The sequence below is a fragment of the Hymenobacter cellulosivorans genome, from assembly GCF_022919135.1.
GTDB lineage: Bacteria > Bacteroidota > Bacteroidia > Cytophagales > Hymenobacteraceae > Hymenobacter > Hymenobacter cellulosivorans.
In genome coordinates this window covers 1,230,617-1,249,847 of record NZ_CP095049.1, presented here as the reverse complement: position 1 = coordinate 1,249,847, position 19,231 = coordinate 1,230,617, and the positions used below count along the sequence as shown (strand labels likewise).

The window sequence follows — 19,231 nt, the reverse complement described above, 5'->3', positions numbered from 1 at the left end:
GGTTAAATGTTCATGGCCGATTCGCGGCGGCGCATCTTGCCGGCCGGAATACCGAACATCATCTTGAAGCGGCGGCAGAAGTAGGCCGTGTCCTTGTAGCCCACTTCCTTACCAATGTCGCGGATGCTTTTCTTGGTGGTGCGGAGCAGGAATACGGCACGTTCCATGCGCTGGTACTCGATGTAGTCCTGGGGATTGATGCCGGTCAGCATCTTGAAGTACTGCCCCACGTAGTCTTCCGACACGTTGGCCACGCTCGACAGAACCTTGTTCGACAGGTCGCCACCGATGTTCTCCTTAATGTAGTTGAACAGGTCGATGAGGCGTGGGTCCTTGAAATAGGTGCTATTGGTAGCCAGCTGCTCCACGAACATCTTGTTCTTGAGGATGTAGCGCACAATCTCCACCACGATATTCTCGGTGTAGATGGTGATAAGACGCTCCCGGCCGGGCAGCTCCTGCAGGCTTTCTTCCACCACCTTAATCACCAGATTGGCCAGCTTCGAGTTGCCGGTAATCAGGAAGGCGGGCACGTCGAGCGAGGCGAAGAAGTTGACCGAGTCAAACACCTTAGCCTCAAAGCTCACGTGGCTGTGGCTTTCCTCGGCATCGCCAATCAGGTCCAGGTCGGCGTTGGAGTGGAAGAACTTGTCTTTGTTGCTAATCAGGTCGTCGTTGGTAATTGACTTCCCAGCTGCTTCGCCGTAGCTAACCTTGGTAGCGCGGCCACCGGGGATGAAGAGCATTTCGCCTTCCTCCACCACTTGTTCCTCGTCGCCGAAGGCAATCTTGCCCTTGTGAAGCAGGATCAGATTGTTGCCGACATCATAGTAATTCCGAACCGTAAACGGCTGCTGCAGGACCAGATTTTTCGCTTTAATGTATCGTACACCAAGCGACTCTATCACTTTATTGTAATCTTCCATATTCTAGGGGGTGGTTGGGGTACCGGCATAAAACCGGCCAGTGGAAAGGCTGGATTTAGACAATGCAAAATAACATATAAAAATTCACAAAAACGAAAAACCCAGCCAATTTTTGGCTGGGTTTAATGCAATGAATCTGACTTTTAGGCAATTCCAAATCTACTTCAACAATTCACGAGAGATTACAATTTTCTGAATCTCAGAAGTTCCCTCATAAATTTGCGTGATTTTGGCATCGCGCATTAGGCGCTCTACGTGGAATTCTTTCACAAAACCGTAGCCACCATGCACCTGCACGGCTTCAACGGCTGTTTCCATAGCAACTTTCGAAGCGAAGAGTTTGGCCATGGCGCCCGACTTGGCGTAGTCCTGATGGGAGTCCTTATCGTTGGCGGCCTGCAAGCATAAGAGGCGGGCAGCATCGATGTTGGTAGCCATGTCGGCCAGCTTAAACTGAATAGCTTGGTGCTTGGCGATTTCGACGCCGAAGGCCTTACGCTCCTTCGAGTACTTCAGGGCCAGCTCGAAAGCGCCGGAAGCAATACCTAACGCCTGGGCCGCAATGCCGATACGGCCGCCGGCCAGGGTCTGCATGGCGAACTTGAAGCCGAAACCATCTTCGCCGATGCGGTTTTCCTTAGGCACCTTTACGTCCGTAAACATCAACGAGTGTGTATCGGAGCCGCGGATGCCGAGCTTGTTTTCCTTGGGCCCTACCACGAAGCCGGGCATGTCCTTCTCCACAATGAAGGCGTTGATACCGCGGTGCTTGAGCTCGGGGTTGGTCTGGGCAATAACCAGATACACGGAAGCCGAGCTGCCGTTGGTAATCCAGTTTTTGGTGCCGTTGAGCAGGTAATAATCACCTTTGTCCTCGGCAGTGGTGCGCTGCATGGTAGCGTCGGAACCGGCTTCGGGCTCCGACAAGCAGAAGGCACCGATAATTTCACCGCTGGTCAGCTTGGGTAGCCACTTACGCTTCTGCTCCTCGTTGCCGTACTTTTCCAGGCCCCAGCACACCAGCGAGTTGTTTACCGACATAATAACGGAGCAAGAGGCATCAACCTTGGAAATTTCTTCCATGGCCAGCACATACGAAACCGTATCCATGCCGCCGCCGCCGTACTCGGGGCTTACCATCATCCCCAAAAAGCCCAGCTCGCCCATCTTCTTGATTTGCTCGGTGGGAAATTTCTGGTGTTCGTCGCGCTCAATAACGCCGGCCCACAATTCGGTTTGGGCAAAGTCGCGGGCCGCCGACTGGACGGCGAGTTGTTCTTCGGTGAGCTGAAAATCCATTAGAATGGTACGCTTGGGTGGGAGGAAGGCACCGCCGAGGCGGCTGAATTTGGGGGCGAAATTAGCCTTTCAAAGTTGGACAATAAGCAGTAGGCCGCAATTTTATTAGGTTAGCCGCCTATATAACTAAAATCGTGGCGCCGGGTTTGGCCTAGCAACCTCTGGGCTCTGTCCTACAGTTCCGCCATGGAAATAAAAAGGGTCGCCCCAGGTACGGAGCGACTCTTTAAATAAGAATCAGTACTAGTCAGCCGACCGATTAGCGCCGGTCGCGGCTACCCATGAAAATGCTCACGTAATAGAGCAGCGTAGCCAGAGAACTAAGGGCGGCTACTACGTAGGTCATGGCAGCCCACCAGAGAGCATCCTTGGCCATGGCGTGCTCTTTGGCCGTTACGATGCCACGCTCGTCAATCCAGGCCAGGGCCCGGCGGCTAGCGTCGAACTCGACGGGCAACGTCACGAAGGAAAAGAGCGTGGTGAGCGAAAACAGAGCAATGCCCACGCCCAGCGGAATCAGCGAGGTGCGAATCATCAGCACCCCAGCCAGCAGAATAAAGGGCATAAACCGGGACACGCTACTCAAAGCCGGGACCATGGCCGAGCGGAACTGTAGCATGCTGTAGGCAGTGGCGTGCTGCACGGCGTGGCCACATTCGTGGGCCGCAATGGCGGCGGCGGCGGCGCTACGTTCCCCGTAAACAGCCTCGCTGAGGTTAACGGTCTTGTCGGTTGGGTTGTAGTGGTCAGTCAGCCGGCCTTCGGTGGAAATCACCCGAACGTCGGTGATGTTATGGTCGGCGAGCATCAGTTCGGCAATCTGCCGGCCCGACAGGCCCGACTGCAAACCAATCTGGCCATAGGTATTCATCTTGCTGCGCAGCCGCCACTGAATGATCCAGCTTACGATCATCGCCGCGATGATGAGAAAGTAAATTGGGCTTGCGTTGTAGTACATGAGGGAAGTTGCTTAGGAGTGAAGTTGGGCGCGAATCCGCTCGACAATACGAGTGGTGCTGTAGCCCTGCACGAGTGGTACGGTGAGTACCTGCCCGCCATTTGCTAACACCAATTCGTGGCCCACAATTCCACTGACAGCGTAGTCGTCGCCCTTCACCAGGATGTCGGGTTTGACCAGAGTAATTAGCTCCAGCGGCGTGGGCTCGTCGAACAGAACCACGGCATCCACAAACAAAAGGGACGCCAGAATCCGCGCGCGTGACACTTCGTCCTGCAACGGCCGCCCGGGCTTGAGCCGGCTCACGGAAGCATCCGTATTAAGGCCCAACACCATGACGTCGCCCAGGTTCCGGGCTTTTTCCAGGTAATCGACGTGCCCCAGGTGAAGCAGATCGAAGCAGCCGTTGGTGAAGACAACCTGCTTGCCCTCGGTCCGCCACTGGGCCAACCGCAGCTCCAGGTCCGCTGGGCTGACAATTTTATCCTTACTCCACATCCGTCGTCACAGATAGAGTAGGTTCAGCCGTTAGCTCCCGCAACGAACGGCCCGACTTCATCATGCTGGCCACGAAGCTGATACCCCCCATGAGCACTACCAGAATCGTCTGGGAGCCGTGGACCACCAGCGCGTAAGCAATACCGGCTTCCTTGCTGATACCATAGGCCAGCAGAATGCCCTGTACCATCACGTGAAACGGCCCGATGCCACCCGCCACCGGGGCGGCCATGCCGAACGCGCCGAAGGTCAGCACGGCCAAGCCGGCTTTCATATCGAGCGAATACGTGGCCGGAAAGCACTTAAAGGCCAGGTAATCCATCAGGTAATACACAGCCCAAGTGAAGAAGGTATGCAGCAGAAACAAGCCTTTATTTTCCAGCTTCAGGACGCTGAACACGCCGGCCAGCAGTCCTTTCAGAAACACCATTACCTTGTTGAACAGCGCGTTCTGCCGCAGCCGCTCCAGGTTGCGGAACAAGGCATAGGCCAGGCCCAACAATAGCACCAATGCAATAACCCCGGCTACCAGCAACGGGGTGCGGTTGCGGGCAATATCGTCGTAGCGGCCAGCCAACAGCTTATCAGTCACAAACGACCAGAAGGTGTTGAAATCGAGCAGCAGCGTACCGCCCAGCAGGCAGAGCAGCACCAGTACATCAATAACCCGCTCGGTCACGACGGTTCCCAGGGCAACCTGTACGGGCACTTTACTGGTACGCTGCAGCACCGAACAACGAATCACTTCGCCCATGCGCGGCAGTACCATATTAGCCAAGTAGCCCACCATCATGGCGTGGTATACGTCCCAGAAGGGGGCCCGGTGCTCGGTAGCGTCCAGCTGCATCTTCCAGCGGTAAGCCCGGCTAAAATAGCCGAGGGCCGAGAGAATCATCGTGATGATGAGCCAAGTATAGTCGGCCTCCTGCAAGTGCCGCCCAATGCTGTTTAGGTCCTGGCCTTGTACGGCATACCACATCAGCAGGCCCGAAACGGACAGCAGCAGGGCATACTTGAGAATAGTAAGCAGCTTCTTCATGAAAATTCTACACGCAACAAATACGCACGGGAGCCGGCGGCTCCCGTGTTTTCCTCTTCTTCTTTACACCAGCCGATTGTGCTGATCCGGAAATACCAGCGTGGGCTTATGCGCACGGGCCTCGGCAAAATCAATCAGGGCGTAGGAGAAAATGATGACAATATCACCGACGGCGACCCGGCGGGCAGCCGGGCCGTTCAAGCAGATCATGCCCGAACCCCGCTCACCGCGGATGGTGTACGTTTCGAACCGCTCCCCGTTGTTGACGTTGACGATAGTAACCTTCTCATTTTCCACCATGTTGGCCGCGTCCAGCAGGTCTTCGTCGATGGTGACGCTGCCTACGTAATGGAGCTCTGCCTGGGTTACCTTGGCCCGGTGGATTTTGGACTTGAGAACTTCGATATGCATGAGTAAAGAACCGGTGATTTTCAGGGCGCAAAGGTAGCTAAATAGCACCGAACGCCTGAGCCTTACCCGTACAACTCCACTCCGCCTAAGGCAGCGTCACCAGCACGTTGTCAATGAGACGCACACCACCCACGTGGGCCGCCAGGCACAGCGCTACCAAGCTGCCCGAGCTCCACTGCCCCGTGATGGGCTGCAGTGTACGGCCGTCGGCCAGGGTAAAATACTCCAACGCTATGCCCGGCTCGGCCGCTAAGAACTGCTCCACAGCCTGCTGCACGGCTTCGGGGTGTGTTGCTGCTCTTCTACTAAGGAAGCGCCCAGCGCCAGGGCCTCGTATAGTCGGGGCGCAGCGGCCCGGGCCTCGGGGCTCAAACGGCGGTTGCGCGAGGACATAGCCAGCCCGTCAGCTTCCCGGATGGTGGGGTAGGCTACCAATTCCAGATCAAATGACAAATCGGCAATGAGCTGCCGAATAACGGCCACCTGCTGCAAGTCTTTCTGACCAAAATACGCTCGGTGGGGCCGACTCAGGTGAAAGAGTTTGCTGACTACCGTGGCTACCCCGTGAAAATGGCCGGGGCGGTGCTCGCCTTCCATCACCTGCTCCAGGGGCCCGAAATCAAAGCGTAACACCGTGGGCTGCGGATACATCTGCTCGACAGAAGGCATGAACAGGGCTGTGCAGCCCGCCGGGCCCAGCAGCGCGGCGTCGGCGTCGGGCACGCGCGGGTAGAGCCGGAAGTCTTCAGCGTTGTTGAACTGCGTGGGGTTGACAAACACGCTCACAACGACCACGTCATTGTCTTGGGCCGCGGCCCGCACCAGTTGCAGGTGGCCTTCGTGCAGGGCACCCATCGTGGGTACCAACCCAATTCGCAGTTTATTCTGCCGCCAGATTTCCGTCTGGGCTTGCAACGCGGCAGCCGATTGGAGTATCTCCATAGGGTGAAAAGGCCCGTTCACAGAGTGCTTGGGCTGGTTTAATTGATAATTCGCTCAAAAATGCTTAATTTTGTGCATCCCAAAGTGTTGCCCTATCCCAATCACACCAACTGACTCTATATGTCCAAGTTGAGAATACTCTACGCTGCCACGGAAATTAACCCGTTTTTGCAGACGACCAAGGTAGCGGAGTTTCTGCGCATGCTACCGCAGGGAATGCAGGAGATGGGGATGGAAATCCGCATTTTCGTGCCCCGTTTCGGTATTATCAACGAGCGTAAGAACCGTTTGCATGAAGTAGTGCGCCTCTCGGGTATCAACATCGCCGTTGGTGAAGAAGAGAAGCCGCTTATCATCAAAGTAGCTTCCATTCCGAATGCGAAGCTGCAAGTATACTTCATCGACAATGAAGATTACTTCCACCGCAAGTCGGTGCTGGTCGACAAAAACGATAAGTTCCACGCCGACAACGATGAGCGCGCCATCTTTTTCTGCAAGGGTGTACTCGAAACGGTGAAAAAACTGGGCTGGGCTCCCGATATCGTGCACTGCAACGACTGGATGACGGGCCTGATTCCGATGTACCTGAAGACGACTTATAAGAAGGACCCTATCTTCAAGGATGCCAAGTCGGTATTCACCATCTACAACAACGAATTCAGCCACAAATTTGAAGGCGACATCATCGAGAAGGCCAAAATGCTCGACATCGATGATGAAATGCTGGCGGCCCTGAAGTCGGCCGACTTTGGCGGCTTCATCAAGGTGGGCATGGAATATGCGGACTCAGTGGTGAAATCCGACGAGGACTTCAGCGACAATCTGAACGCTATGTTTACGGAGTACTCGCAGAAGCGTCAGATTGGCCAGGTTAGCGCCGACGAAAACCTGCTTTCCTCTTACTACACGCTTTATAATGAATTGGCCAATTAGCAGCGCCTTCCGAGTAGCCTCGGTTTCTATTCTGTCCTCAGCTCTACTGTTCGCCGCTACCAGCTGCGAAGATCCTAATGACCTGAGCGTGGAGCTGCCGGGCTCTTCCCCCGTTACTACTGAGTACCGCGACTACCGCGTTAATGCCTCAACTATCCTGCAGGATTCGGTGGAAACGCTGAACGCGGAGCGGGTATTGGCAGGCCGGCTCACGGATGCTACCATCGGTACTACCACTGCCAAAGGCTACTTTAACCTGCGGGCCAGCTCCGACACGCTGCCTAGCGCGGTTAAAACGCCGGTGCTCGACTCCGTAGTGCTGGTGTCGTCGTTCGACCAGGTGTATGGTAGCGCTACCCAGCCCGTTAGCTTCGACCTGTTTAAGCTGAAAGACGGCTTGGAGGAAAAAAAGACTTACAACGCTGGTGTTACCGACGTGGAACTAGGTGACCAGATTGGTGACAAGCTTATCAGCTCCCTAAACCGCACCATCACGACGCAGGTAGCCGTGAACCCTGGGGTGCTGAAAAGAAAGAAAAACCCAGCTGCTGACAGCACCTTACCCTCCAAGAACCCCGACCAGACTATCCGACTGGTTATTCAGAAAGACAAAGTCCGCAACTCCGATTTTGCTAACACGCTGTTTACGGCGCTCAAGGATGCTTCCTTCAATCAAAGCAAGCTGAATGCTCTTTGGAAAGGACTGGCTATTGTGCCGTCGAGCAATCAAACTGGGGCCATTCTAGCGCTGAACCGCTCGGCGGTCAACTGCGTGTACGTGTACTACCACGGTACGGAGCTTAACGGTACTGCTACTCTAAAACTGCGCTACCGGGTACGCCTGGGCTCATCCTACGTGAGCGGCGACGCCAACACGCCCCGCTACTACACCCAGATTACCACCGACTTCAAAGCTCCGTTCAGCCAACTGCTGGATGGTACGCAGTCGTTGCGCGTCGCTGACAGCGTGACTTACATGCAGCAAGGGCTGGGCCTAGCTACCAAGCTGAGCATTCCGGGCCTGAAAGAACTGGCAAACCAGCCTGGGCTGGCTATTAACCGCGCAGAGCTGATTATTCCCATCAAATCGTCGGGTACACTGCTGTTCCAAACGAATCCCACCTCAGCTTTTCTCTACGAGATAAACGCCAGAAACCGGGTACTGCAACGGACGGTAAACATTTCGCCGGTCGAGCGAATTGTACAAGCCAACTTGCAGAACCAACTAGGCCAGGGCCGCGAAGCCGTGGTGGCACTGTACGACGTGGACAGCAATAAGAAATACTACAGCGTGGTCATCACCACGTACTTGCAGGCCTACCTCTCCAACCAGCTCGGAGAGCAGGCTGCGGCGTTGATGCTAAGCCCAGTGCTGCGCCGCTCATTTGATCTGTCACTTAACCGTAGCGTACTTGATGCCCAGAACATCAAGCTGCGCGTATACTCTTCCAAGCTGCGCTAAGGCTCAGCTGCTTTCACACGAATCACTCCGGCACGGCCTTTGTTGAGGGGCCGGGCCGGAGTGATTTTTCTCTCAACAACTCTTTCTCTGACACACTATGTGCGGAATTGTCGCTTACATCGGGCACCGTGAAGCCTGTCCCATTATTCTAAAAGGTCTGCGCCGGCTGGAATACCGGGGTTACGACTCAGCGGGCGTGGCTCTGCTGAACGGAGCACTGAATGTATACAAGAAAAAAGGCAAGGTAAATGACCTGGAAGCCTTTATTGCTGAAAAGGATACTCACGCGCATATTGGCATGGGCCACACGCGCTGGGCTACCCACGGCGAGCCGAACGACTCGAATGCTCATCCGCACTACTCGACTTCCGAGCGGATTGCCATTATTCACAATGGCATCATCGAAAACTACGCGGCCCTGAAGACCCACTTGCAGAAGCAAGGCCACGTGTTCCACTCCGACACCGATACGGAGGTTTTTGTCAATCTGATTGAGGAAATCCAGAAGCAGAACAGCTGCTCGCTGGAAGAAGCTGTGCGCTTGGCCCTGCACGAAGTAGTAGGTGCTTACGCAATTGTAGTGCTCAGCAAGGATGACCCTAACCAGCTGATTGCTGCCCGTAAAGGCTCCCCGCTGGTAATTGGTGTGGGCAAGGACGAATTCTTCCTGGCCTCCGACGCCACGCCTATCATTGAGTACACCAACGAGGTAGTATACGTCAACGACTACGAAATTGCGGTTATCCGCGACGGGAAGCTTGACATCCGGACCAAGGAAGACGTGCAGCAGACGCCCTACATCCAGAAGCTGGAGATGGAGCTCGACAGCATCGAGAAGGGCGGCTACGAGCACTTCATGCTAAAGGAGATTTTTGAGCAGCCCCGCTCGATTCTCGACTCTATGCGGGGTCGTTTGGAGCTAGAGGCTGGTCACCTGAACATGGGTGGCATCCGGGCGTATGAGCGCAAGTTTGTCAACGCCGACCGTATCATCATCGTAGCCTGCGGCACCTCGTGGCACGCCGGCCTGGTGGCTGAGTACCTAATTGAGGACCTGGCCCGCATTCCGGTGGAAGTAGAGTATGCGTCGGAGTTCCGCTACCGCAACCCTATCATCACCGAACGCGACATCGTTATTGCCATTTCCCAGTCGGGCGAAACGGCCGATACGCTGGCTGCCATTGAGCTGGCCAAGAGCAAGGGCGCAACCATCTTCGGTATCTGCAACGTGGTAGGCTCGAGCATTGCCCGTGCTACCGACGCTGGTGCCTACACCCATGCTGGCCCCGAAATTGGGGTAGCTTCGACCAAGGCTTTCACGGCTCAGGTAACGGTTCTGACGCTGCTGGCCATGATTGTGGGCCACAAGCGCGGCACCCTCACCGACTCCAAGATGCGTGAGCTGATGGTGGAGCTAAGCAACATCCCCGCGAAAGTGGAAACGGCGCTGAAGCTCAACGACGAGATTGAGGCCATTGCCGAAATTTTCCGCGACGTTCCAAACTTCCTCTACCTGGGCCGGGGCTACAACTTCCCCGTAGCTCTGGAAGGCGCTTTGAAACTCAAGGAAATCAGCTACATCCACGCCGAGGGTTACCCTGCGGCCGAAATGAAGCACGGTCCGATTGCGCTGATCGACGAGAACATGCCGGTCGTGGTTATTGCTACCAAAGACAGCTCCTACGAGAAGGTAGTGTCGAACATCCAGGAAGTGAAAGCCCGCAAAGGCCGCATCATTGCTGTGGTAACCGAAGGCGACACGGTGATTCCGGCTATGGCCGAGTTTACCATCGAGGTGCCCGCGACGAGCGAAGTACTGATGCCGCTGGTATCGGTAATTCCGCTGCAGCTGCTCTCCTACCACATTGCCGTCCTGCGCGGCTGCAACGTGGACCAGCCCCGCAACCTGGCTAAGTCCGTAACGGTCGAGTAAGCAAGCTTTAATTAGCACGCTCTATCACGCCCCACCGAAGCAATTCGGTGGGGCTTTTTGCTGTTGGGCTTCGGCAGTTGCTGTATCTCAAGAGTGGGCAGGCCAAGCGTTGGAGCATTTTTTCCGCTTACTTTTGAGTTCAAGACTGATTTTCCACTCGTATTGCTTTTCCTCATGGCTAACACCATCATCTACTCGCCCGACGCTCCTGCTCCTATCGGTCCTTACAGTCAGGCTATTCAGGCCGGCAATACCGTCTACGTTTCGGGGCAGATTGCTCTCGATACCGCCTCGGGCCAGCTCATTGGTGGCGGCGATGTAGCCGCCGAAACCCACCAGGTAATGCGCAACCTGCAGGCCGTACTGGCCGCCGCCGGCATGACCCTACTCGACGTGGTGAAGTGCAGCATTTTCGTCAAGGACCTCGGCAACTTCGGTCTGATCAACGAAATCTATGGCAGCTACTTCACGGCCGACTACGCCCCGGCCCGCGAAACGGTAGAAGTGAGTCGCCTGCCCAAAGACGTGCAGGTAGAAATTTCCTGCATAGCCGTTAAATAGAGAGTTGGCAGTATAGGGAAATGGTGTGTTTTTCGTTGTGCTTGCGCAAGCAGGCTTGTCTGCTGAAGGCACCGTTTCTTTATCTTCTTATCTCACCTCGTACTGTATGAAAGAACTTGGACTTGGCTTATTGCTGCTCGGCCTGTTGTCGCTGATTCTGCCTTTCCTGGGTATGAAATCCATGCTCCTGACCTGGATTGACCAGTGGGGCACTACCGTTGCCTGGGCTATTCGTGGGGTATTACCGCCTTGGGCCTGGTGCTCTACCTCACGTATCGGAATCGGGACTAGCGCTGAGATGGGGAAATGGTGAGTTGGGGTTCTGCCTATGCCGTTAGCACAAATTGAACGGCAAACTCACCATTTTCCTATCTCACTATTTCACCGGTTGATCTTTGTACCTTCGCGGCGCGTTTCTGTCAGAAACGACGCGAATTTTTGTTTATATGGAGAGAGAAGTACGGGTGCGTTTTGCGCCCAGCCCTACGGGACCGTTACATATCGGCGGCGTGCGCACGGCGCTGTACAACTATTTGTTTGCGCGTAAGATGGGCGGCAAGATGCTGCTGCGCATTGAAGATACCGACCAGAACCGCTTTGTGCCTGGTGCCGAGCAGTACATTGCCGAGTCCTTGAAGTGGTGCGGCATTGAGCTCGACGAAAGCCCCTGGAGTGAGCCGGCCGGTCCGCACGCTCCCTACCGGCAGAGCGAGCGGAAGCCGATGTACATGGAGTATGCCATGCAGCTCATCAACAGCGGCCACGCCTACTACGCCTTCGATACGCCCGAGGAGCTGGATGCTATGCGCGCCCGCCTGACGGCCGCCAAGGTGCCCAACCCGCAGTACAACAGCATCACGCGCACCCAGATGCGCAACTCCCTGACCCTGCCCGAAGACGAAGTAAAGCAGCTGCTGGATAGCGGCTCGCCCTACGTGATTCGCCTGAAAGTGCCGCGCAAGGAGGAAGTCCGCTTCAACGACCTGATTCGCGGCTGGGTGGTAGTACACTCCAGCAGCATCGACGACAAGGTGCTGATGAAGTCGGACGGCATGCCGACCTACCATCTGGCTAACATCGTGGACGACCACCTGATGGAAATCACCCACGTAATCCGGGGTGAGGAATGGTTGCCCTCCGCCCCGCTGCACGTGCTGCTTTACCGCTATTTTGGCTGGGAAGACACCATGCCGCAGTTTGCTCACCTTCCCCTGCTGCTCAAACCCGACGGCACCGGCAAGCTCAGCAAGCGCGACGGTGACCGGCTCGGCTTCCCCGTATTCCCGCTGGAATGGCACGGCACCGACGCCGAAACCGGTCAGCCTACCGTAAGCAGCGGCTACCGCGAAAGTGGCTACCTGCCCGATGCCTTTATCAACTTCCTGGCCTTTTTGGGTTGGAACCCTGGCTCCCAGCAGGAGATTTTCTCGATGCCCGAGCTAATTGAGGCCTTCAGCATTGAGCGCGTAAGCAAGTCGCCGGCCCGCTTCGACCAGAACAAAGTGCGCTGGTACAACGAGCACTACCTGCGGGCTAAGCCCGATACCGAGCTGGCTCAATTCCTACTGACGGCTTTGCAAGAGCACAACATTGAGTGCTCCGAGGAAAAGGCCGTGCAAATTGTGGGCGCCATGAAGGAGCGCGTGACCTTTCCCCAGGATTTCTGGCGCGAAGCCCAGTACTTCTTCCTGGCTCCTGAAACGTACGACGAACAGGTAATCAGCAAGAAGTGGAATGCCCCAACGGCCACCGCACTCCAGGCCTTTGCCCAGGAGCTACCTGCCGCCCAGGACGCCACACCCGAGGGCATTAAGGCCCTGCTGACCCAGGTTTTGGAACGCCAGGGCGTCAAAATCGGCCAGGTGTTACAGGCCCTGCGCGTGATAGTGACCGGCGTAGCTGCCGGCCCCGACCTGATGGCCATTATGAGCATTCTGGGTACCCAGGAAACGGCGCAGCGCATTGAGGCCGCCGTGACCCGCCTAGCCGACAAAATCAGCGCCTAGCGCGACGTTTTAAAATTCGTGCATCCGGCAGCAAGGCCGCTTCGTACTACCCTGGTACGGAGCGGCCTTCGTATTTGGGCAAGGCCACTAGCGTAGCAACCCACCTACGGACGATATCATGGCTAAGAAACCCGTCAATAAGAGCAAGAAAAACGACCCCGAGAAGAAAGCGCGGGTCCATAAGGACCTTGAAGGCTTTGAAATTAAGGTCAACCCGCTGGGCGAAATCACCTCCAACTACTCCATTGAGGAAATCAACCACTTCCTCAACCAGCACGTGCGCGACAAAAAGCTCGTGAACCGCGACGGACAGTTTGGCGAGAAGGTGGAGGATGAAGACGAAGACTTTCCAGTGGAAAACGGTGTAGCCGAACCCGAGGAAACGGAGGAGGAATTCATGCGCCGTACTAGCACTGAAGCCAAGAAAAAGGGCAAGAAAGGCGAGCCGGAAGCTGATACCGAAGCCGACGTGCGCGGGGAGTTGAGCAAAGACGAATAGGGCACCGACGCCCAACCCGAAATACATTTCTAAAGGCCATTCTCCGCAGAGAATGGCCTTTTCTTTCGGGCCTACGCCCGCAATAATCGTTAGTTCACTATACTTGGAGCCGTTATCCCCCTAACCCTTTCTTCTATGCAGTCCCACGACGTAGATTACCGCATTCTGGGTTCCGATATTCAGGTTCTGGAAATAGAGCTGGACCCCAACGAAACTGTCATTGCCGAAGCCGGCGCCATGGTGTACATGGAAGAAGCCATTGCCTTCGAGACCAAGATGGGCGACGGCTCAGAGCCCGACCAAGGCCTTCTGGGTAAGCTGTTCTCGGCTGGTACCCGCCTGATTACGGGCGAGTCGCTGTTTATGACCCACTTCACTCACCGCGGGGGCTATGGCAAAAGCCGCGTGGCCTTTTCAGCCCCCTACCCCGGCACCATCATTCCGGTGGATTTGGGTACAATGCCCAATGGCCTGATTGTGCAGAAGGACGGCTTCCTGGCCGCGGCCCGGGGCACCAAAATCGGTATCCACTTCAATCAGCGCCTGGGAGCGGGCTTTTTTGGCGGTGAAGGCTTCATTCTGGAGAAGCTTACCGGCGACGGCAAGGCCTTCATCCACGCCGGCGGCACTATCATTGAGAAACAGCTCAACAACGAACTGCTGCGCGTGGATACGGGCTGCGTGGTTGCCTTTGAGCCCAGCATCAATTTCAGCATCGCCCGCGCCGGCGGCCTAAAATCAATGATTTTTGGCGGCGAGGGATTATTGCTGGCTACGCTGCAAGGCACGGGCCGGGTGTGGCTGCAGTCGATGCCGGTTAAAAAGCTGATCCAGGCACTAGCACCAACTGGCGGCAATGCATCGAAAGAGAGTGGTAGCGTCTTCGGCCGATTAGTCGGCGGTGTGCTGGACGAATAATCGGCGCAAAGCTGGTGTTGTAGCTACTGGTTCATGGGTGAACCGGTAGCTACAAGGCTGGCCGTTGGTGAGGTCGCGCTGGGCTCGTCGCTGGTCAGAGATGCTGCAATGACAGCCAGACTAGCTAGTAGCGCAAAAACCAGCAGACTGAGCATACCTAGCGTGGCTTTGGTACTTAGCTCAGATGGTTCCGAGGGGCGGCTACGCTTGCGACGAGAAACGTAGGGGCGGGAGGAGGAGGTTGATATAGCGGGCACGGGTGTAGACGTGAACGTTAACAATCCGCCAATATAGTTCTAAATCTATTAGACCTAAAACAATTGTATTAAAATTATTTCCAGAAACTAAGAAAATATCAAAATCAGCCTAATTAGCTTATATACAGCCAAAAGATAACTGTTTTCACTGCTTACTATCCTCAATTGCAGGTTACTCCTTTTGTGCTTTAACAAGCTAATTGAACAATACCATATCCCGACGTAATATAACTTTAGTAAGAAGACCTAATAAAGCCAGTCCGGCGCTAAAGCTCCTGCAATACGGCTTCCAGAATTTCCCGCGAATTACTCAGGCGTGGTACTTTATGCTGACCGCCCAGCTTGCCTTTGCGGGCCAGCCAACGAGTAAAGGCCCCAGCTGTGGCAATAGTCAGAACCGGAGCAGTGAGAGCTAGGTCGCGGTGGCGCTTGGCGTCGTAATCGGAGTTCAACTCCCGCAGCGTATCGTCGAGCACGGCCACGAACTGCGCCGGGTCGTGGGGTGGCTGGCTAAACTCAATCAGCCACTGGTGCCCCCGCGCGAGGTATTGGAAGCATCAAAGTAGATAGGCGCGGCGGTGTAGTCGCGCACGGTGGTGCCGGTGGCACGGCAAGCGGCGGCAATGGCGGCATCGGCATTCTCGATGACGACTTCTTCACCGAAAGCATTGAGGAAATGCTTGGTCCGGCCCGTAATGCGGATGCGGTAGGGCGCCAGGCTCGTGAAGCGCACTGTATCCCCGATTTTGTAGCGCCACAGCCCCGCATTGGTCGAAAGCACCAGCGCGTAGGATTTGCCTAGCTCTACCTGCTCCAGCGTAAGGGTTTGCGGGTGTTCGGCATCCAGCTCTTCTAGCGGAATGAACTCGTAGTAGATGCCGTGGTTGAGCAGCAGCAGCAGATCTTCGGAATTAGGCTGGTCCTGCAGGGCAATGTAGCCCTCAGAGGCGTTGTAAATTTCCAGATAGCGCATCTGCGGACCCGGAATCAGCTGACGAAACAACTCCCGATAGGGCCCGAATGCCACTGCGCCGTGCAGAAACAGGCTCAGATTGGGCCACACCTCGGTGATATTATCGGCGCCGGCCAGCTCCGTGACACGGCGCAACATCACTATCATCCAGGTGGGTACGCCGGCAAGCGCCGCCACATTGACGCTGAGTACGTGGCGGGCAATCCGGTCTATTTTCTCTTCCCACTCGTCGAGCAAAGCCAGTTCCAGGGGTGGGGTGCGCAAAAACTCAGCCCAGGCCGGCAGGTTCTGCATTATCACGGCCGACACGTCGCCGACGCGGGAGCTTTCCTGCTCGGGACGGAACGGGTTCGGGGCGTGGGTTCCGCCCAACGACAGGGTTTTGCCGGCCAGCACACGGTTTTCCGGGTACAGGGCCGTTGCCAGGGCTGTCATGTCGCGGCCAGCGCGGTAGTGGCCTTCCTGCAATGATTCGCGCGTAACGGGAATGTACTTGCTGCGGGCGTTGGTCGTGCCGCTGGACTTGGCAAACCACTGCACGGTACCGGGCCAGAGCACGTCGGGCTCCCCGCGCAGCACCCGCTCGATGGCTGGGTAGAGCTCCTCGTAGCTGCTCACGGGCAGGCGTTGGGCAAACTCCCGGGCCGAGGGTGCATCAGCAAATCCGTAGCGCTGCCCCCATTCCGTGGGGCGGGCCTTCAGCAGTAATTCCTGCAGCAACTGGGCCTGGACCTCGTGCGGGTTCTGACTGAAATGCTCGATACTAGTCAGGCGCCGCTGGATGGTCCACTTCAGAATAGAATCAATCATTCAGGGTTCGTTGCCGGGTGGGAAAGCAGGTTAGCGGGCGAAATAAAGGCCTTTTTGCCCAAGCACGGGGCCTAGGTGGGACCTGTACGCAAATTCTCCCGGTAAAGCTGCCCTCTACCTGCTGTTCTACAGCTACCCACGTCCTTTAGATGTTGCGCTTGAGCTCAAAGTTTTTGCCCAGGTACACGCGCCGAACGGTTTCATCGGCCGCCAGCTCTTCGGCCGTGCCCGCCTTCAGCAGCTTGCCTTCGAAGAGAAGATAGGCCCGGTCCACGATGCTCAGGGTTGAGTTTACGTCGTGGTCGGTGATAAGAATCCCGATGTTCTTGTTCTTGAGCTTGGCCACGATGCCCTGAATTTCTTCGGTGGCAATGGGGTCGACGCCGGCGAAGGGCTCATCGAGCAGCACGAACTTGGGGTCGACGGCTAGGGCCCGGGCAATTTCGGTGCGCCGCCGCTCGCCGCCGCTGAGCACCCGGCCCATGTTTTTGCGCACGTGGTTGAGGCTAAACTCGTTCAGGAGCTCTTCTACCTTGTCGCGCTGGGCCTGCTTGGGCATGTTAGTCATTTCCAGCACTGAGAGGATGTTTTCTTCCACCGTCAGGTCGCGAAAAACGGAGGCCTCCTGGGCCAGGTAGCCCACGCCGCGGCGGGCCCGCTGGTAAATGGGCAGCTTGGTAATTTCCTCGTCGTCAAGGAAAATCTTGCCGCTATTGGGCTTCACCATGCCCACCGTCATGTAAAAGCAGGTGGTTTTGCCGGCTCCGTTGGGCCCGAGCAGCCCCACGATTTCCCCCTGCTCCACCGACAACGACATGTTGTTGACGACGGTGCGGGACTTATAGGTTTTGACGAGGTTTTCGGCGCGCAGAATCATTAGGGCAAAGGTAGGCGTTAGAACTCAGAAGCGCCGGCGGCAGCCTTAGCCCAAGGGCTTAAGCACCTGGTTGCGCAGCTGCAGCTGGGCGGGCGTGGGTGCAGCGACTTCCTCCAGGACATTTTTGACCTGGGCCTCAAACTCGCGGGGCGCAGCCTGGCGCTCCTGAGGCGCCCCCGCGGCCCCGCTGCGGAACCGCACCTTGACCACGTCGCTGGTAGTGGGCTCTACCAAAGGGCGCAGTAGTTTTTCGGCGTTGCCCATGTCCAGCTCCGTGCCGTTCACGGCCAAGATTACGTCGCCTTCCTTCAGGCCGAAGGCATTCTGGTCGGGCTTGGTGCTGGCCACGATAAACTGCTTTTTCTCGGTGTCGTAGCTGAAGCCCAGCCGCCCAAAGGCCTTGACCGTGGTAGTAGCGTTGGCCTGGTAGCGCCACCCGATTTTGTCGAAATACTCGGCGTAGGGCAAAGGCTGATTGCCGATGACGTACTGGTCGAAGAACTGCTGCAGGGCCGGGTTGGTCAGCGCCACAAACTCAGGGATAAGCTCGGCGTCCTCGAAGGAGCGGGTCGGGCCGTATTTCTGGCGCAAGGCCAGCAGCACGTCGCGCAGGCTCTGACGGCCTTGACTAAGCTCCTGAATGCGGATATCGAGCAACAGGCCCATCAGGGCGCCCTTGTCATACACGTTGTCGTACATGTCCTTGTAGGGTGCCTCCAGAATCTTGCGGCTCATCTCGGTAAACGACACGTTGGGGTGCTTCTCCGCCTTGCCGATTTTCTCCTTCATGCGCTGCCGAAACTCGGCGGGCGTAGCCAGGCCACCCCGCACCTGCACCAGCTGGGCAATGTACTCTGTGACGCCCTCGTAGAGCCACAAATGCTGCGACATCTTGGGGCTGCGGAAGTCAAACTCCCCGATTTCGCGGCTATGGATGTTGAGCGGGGCCAGCATGTGCAAAAACTCGTGGGAAGCTACTTCCTGCACCATGCTACGCAGCCGGTCTTCACCGGGTACCTCGGGCAGAAAATACACCGACGAATATGAGTGCTCCATGGCGCCGTAGCCGCCGTTTTTGCTGGCCAGCGGCGAGGAGAAGCTCGGGAAGTACATCAGAAAGTGGTAGGTCGGCACGGGCATCTGGCCGAAAAACTTGGTCAGGGCTTCGGCCATGGGCCGCATAATCTCGCGCACCTGCTCAGCTTTCACCGTCCCGGTTTCCGACACCACCGACACCGCAATCCGGGCACCACCGGTACTGAAGCTGGCCGTATCAGGGCGGCTGTAGAGAATGGGCGAGTCGGCCAGTTCCACGTAGCTGGCGGCCGTGAATACATCCTGGGTAGGCGAAGCGCGGCGGGCAGGCAACGACGTAGCGCCGTAGAGCGCGGCGGGCTTGGCCACCGTGACCTGGTAGGGCTGCATCTTGTAGCCTTCCAGGTAGCCGTAGAGGCCGTAGTGGTTGAGCACGAAATTCTGGTCGGCTTCGAAGTTGGTGCCGCCCGGCTGAAAGATAAAACTGTCGTCTTGCTTCGCGTCCCAGGTGTCGTCTACCAAATACTCAATCCGAGCCAGACTCGGCGCTTTATCGATAATAAACAGGTTGTTGCCCTCCTTCCGAACCTTGAGCGGCTTGCCTTTGCGGTCGAAAGCAGTGAATTTCTGCACGAAGCGGCCGTAGTCTTTGCGCGAGTATGAGCCGGGCACCACCGAAGGCATGACGTACGTGGCCTGGGCCTCTTTTACCGGTGGCGTCTGAATCACGACCCGAACCTGGTCGTTGGTGGCATGTTCGAGGTCCAAGGCAATCTGGTAGCCGGCGGGCTGCTGCGCTACAGCCGGCGCGGCCGCAGCCAAAGCCAGCCCAAGGGCGAGGGAAAATAATTTCATGCGGGAAAATCAGGAAGAAAGTCAGCCTATAACGGCACC

17 protein-coding genes and 1 pseudogene are annotated in these 19,231 nt (G+C 56.5%); 7 read left to right on the top strand and 11 right to left on the bottom strand.

Going from position 1 to position 19,231, the window contains the following annotated elements; all coding sequences use genetic code 11:
* Positions 1-2 precede the first annotated feature (2 nt).
* The 8 genes from MUN80_RS05355 to panC all read right to left on the bottom strand — a co-directional run bounded on the left by MUN80_RS05355 (position 3) and on the right by panC (position 6,073).
* Positions 3-926, bottom strand: a complete 924-nt coding sequence (locus MUN80_RS05355; protein WP_244720596.1) for a helix-turn-helix domain-containing protein — start codon at positions 924-926, stop codon at positions 3-5.
* Between the two features lie 159 nt (positions 927-1,085).
* A complete protein-coding gene (locus tag MUN80_RS05350) occupies positions 1,086-2,225 on the bottom strand; it encodes an acyl-CoA dehydrogenase (protein WP_244720594.1) in 1,140 nt (379 codons plus the stop codon).
* Between the two features lie 259 nt (positions 2,226-2,484).
* On the bottom strand, positions 2,485-3,183 hold the full coding sequence (locus MUN80_RS05345; RefSeq protein WP_244720592.1) for a zinc metallopeptidase: 699 nt from the start codon (positions 3,181-3,183) through the stop codon (positions 2,485-2,487).
* 12 nt (positions 3,184-3,195) lie between these two features.
* Positions 3,196-3,681, bottom strand: a complete 486-nt coding sequence (rfaE2, locus tag MUN80_RS05340; RefSeq protein ID WP_244720585.1) for a D-glycero-beta-D-manno-heptose 1-phosphate adenylyltransferase — start codon at positions 3,679-3,681, stop codon at positions 3,196-3,198.
* The gene (locus tag MUN80_RS05335) at positions 3,671-4,720 is read right to left on the bottom strand and encodes a lysylphosphatidylglycerol synthase transmembrane domain-containing protein (protein ID WP_244720582.1); all 1,050 of its coding nucleotides are present in this window, start codon (positions 4,718-4,720) and stop codon (positions 3,671-3,673) included. Before MUN80_RS05335 ends, rfaE2 begins: the two co-directional genes overlap by 11 nt.
* Positions 4,721-4,783: 63 nt before the next feature.
* Positions 4,784-5,131 (bottom strand): aspartate 1-decarboxylase, encoded by a 348-nt coding sequence (panD, locus tag MUN80_RS05330; RefSeq protein ID WP_022825546.1) that lies wholly within the window; start codon positions 5,129-5,131, stop codon positions 4,784-4,786.
* Between the two features lie 85 nt (positions 5,132-5,216).
* On the bottom strand, positions 5,217-5,396 hold the full coding sequence (locus MUN80_RS25935) for a pantoate--beta-alanine ligase (RefSeq protein WP_262922039.1): 180 nt from the start codon (positions 5,394-5,396) through the stop codon (positions 5,217-5,219).
* A complete protein-coding gene (gene panC / locus MUN80_RS05325; RefSeq protein ID WP_262922038.1) occupies positions 5,381-6,073 on the bottom strand; it encodes a pantoate--beta-alanine ligase in 693 nt (230 codons plus the stop codon). Before panC ends, MUN80_RS25935 begins: the two co-directional genes overlap by 16 nt.
* A 120-nt stretch (positions 6,074-6,193) precedes the next feature.
* On the opposite strand from panC, the gene MUN80_RS05320 reads away from it, so the two are divergent.
* The 7 genes from MUN80_RS05320 to MUN80_RS05290 all read left to right on the top strand — a co-directional run bounded on the left by MUN80_RS05320 (position 6,194) and on the right by MUN80_RS05290 (position 14,385).
* A complete protein-coding gene (locus MUN80_RS05320) occupies positions 6,194-7,006 on the top strand; it encodes a glycogen/starch synthase (RefSeq protein WP_244720579.1) in 813 nt (270 codons plus the stop codon).
* Positions 6,990-8,468 carry a DUF4270 family protein gene (locus tag MUN80_RS05315; RefSeq protein WP_244720576.1) on the top strand — a complete coding sequence of 493 codons (1,479 nt, stop codon included), beginning with the start codon at positions 6,990-6,992 and terminating at the stop codon, positions 8,466-8,468. The genes MUN80_RS05320 and MUN80_RS05315 overlap by 17 nt, the downstream gene beginning before the upstream one ends.
* 97 nt (positions 8,469-8,565) lie before the next feature.
* A complete protein-coding gene (gene glmS, locus MUN80_RS05310) occupies positions 8,566-10,401 on the top strand; it encodes a glutamine--fructose-6-phosphate transaminase (isomerizing) (protein ID WP_244720573.1) in 1,836 nt (611 codons plus the stop codon).
* 174 nt (positions 10,402-10,575) lie between these two features.
* Positions 10,576-10,962, top strand: a complete 387-nt coding sequence (locus MUN80_RS05305; RefSeq protein WP_244720570.1) for a RidA family protein — start codon at positions 10,576-10,578, stop codon at positions 10,960-10,962.
* 446 nt (positions 10,963-11,408) lie between these two features.
* Positions 11,409-12,968 carry a glutamate--tRNA ligase gene (gene gltX / locus MUN80_RS05300; RefSeq protein WP_244720567.1) on the top strand — a complete coding sequence of 520 codons (1,560 nt, stop codon included), beginning with the start codon at positions 11,409-11,411 and terminating at the stop codon, positions 12,966-12,968.
* 118 nt (positions 12,969-13,086) lie between these two features.
* On the top strand, positions 13,087-13,467 hold the full coding sequence (locus MUN80_RS05295; protein WP_244720564.1) for a hypothetical protein: 381 nt from the start codon (positions 13,087-13,089) through the stop codon (positions 13,465-13,467).
* 135 nt (positions 13,468-13,602) lie between these two features.
* Positions 13,603-14,385 carry a TIGR00266 family protein gene (locus MUN80_RS05290; protein WP_244720561.1) on the top strand — a complete coding sequence of 261 codons (783 nt, stop codon included), beginning with the start codon at positions 13,603-13,605 and terminating at the stop codon, positions 14,383-14,385.
* Positions 14,386-14,908: 523 nt separating this feature from the next.
* On the opposite strand, the pseudogene MUN80_RS05285 reads toward MUN80_RS05290, so the two are convergent.
* The 3 genes and pseudogenes from MUN80_RS05285 to MUN80_RS05275 form a co-directional block, all read right to left on the bottom strand.
* A pseudogene (locus MUN80_RS05285) lies at positions 14,909-16,425 on the bottom strand (GH3 auxin-responsive promoter family protein).
* A 145-nt stretch (positions 16,426-16,570) separates the two neighbouring features.
* On the bottom strand, positions 16,571-17,302 hold the full coding sequence (gene lptB, locus MUN80_RS05280; RefSeq protein WP_244720556.1) for an LPS export ABC transporter ATP-binding protein: 732 nt from the start codon (positions 17,300-17,302) through the stop codon (positions 16,571-16,573).
* A gap of 45 nt (positions 17,303-17,347) precedes the next feature.
* Complete coding sequence (locus tag MUN80_RS05275; protein ID WP_244720554.1) at positions 17,348-19,192, bottom strand: M61 family metallopeptidase; 1,845 nt, start codon at positions 19,190-19,192, stop codon at positions 17,348-17,350.
* Positions 19,193-19,231 lie beyond the last annotated feature (39 nt).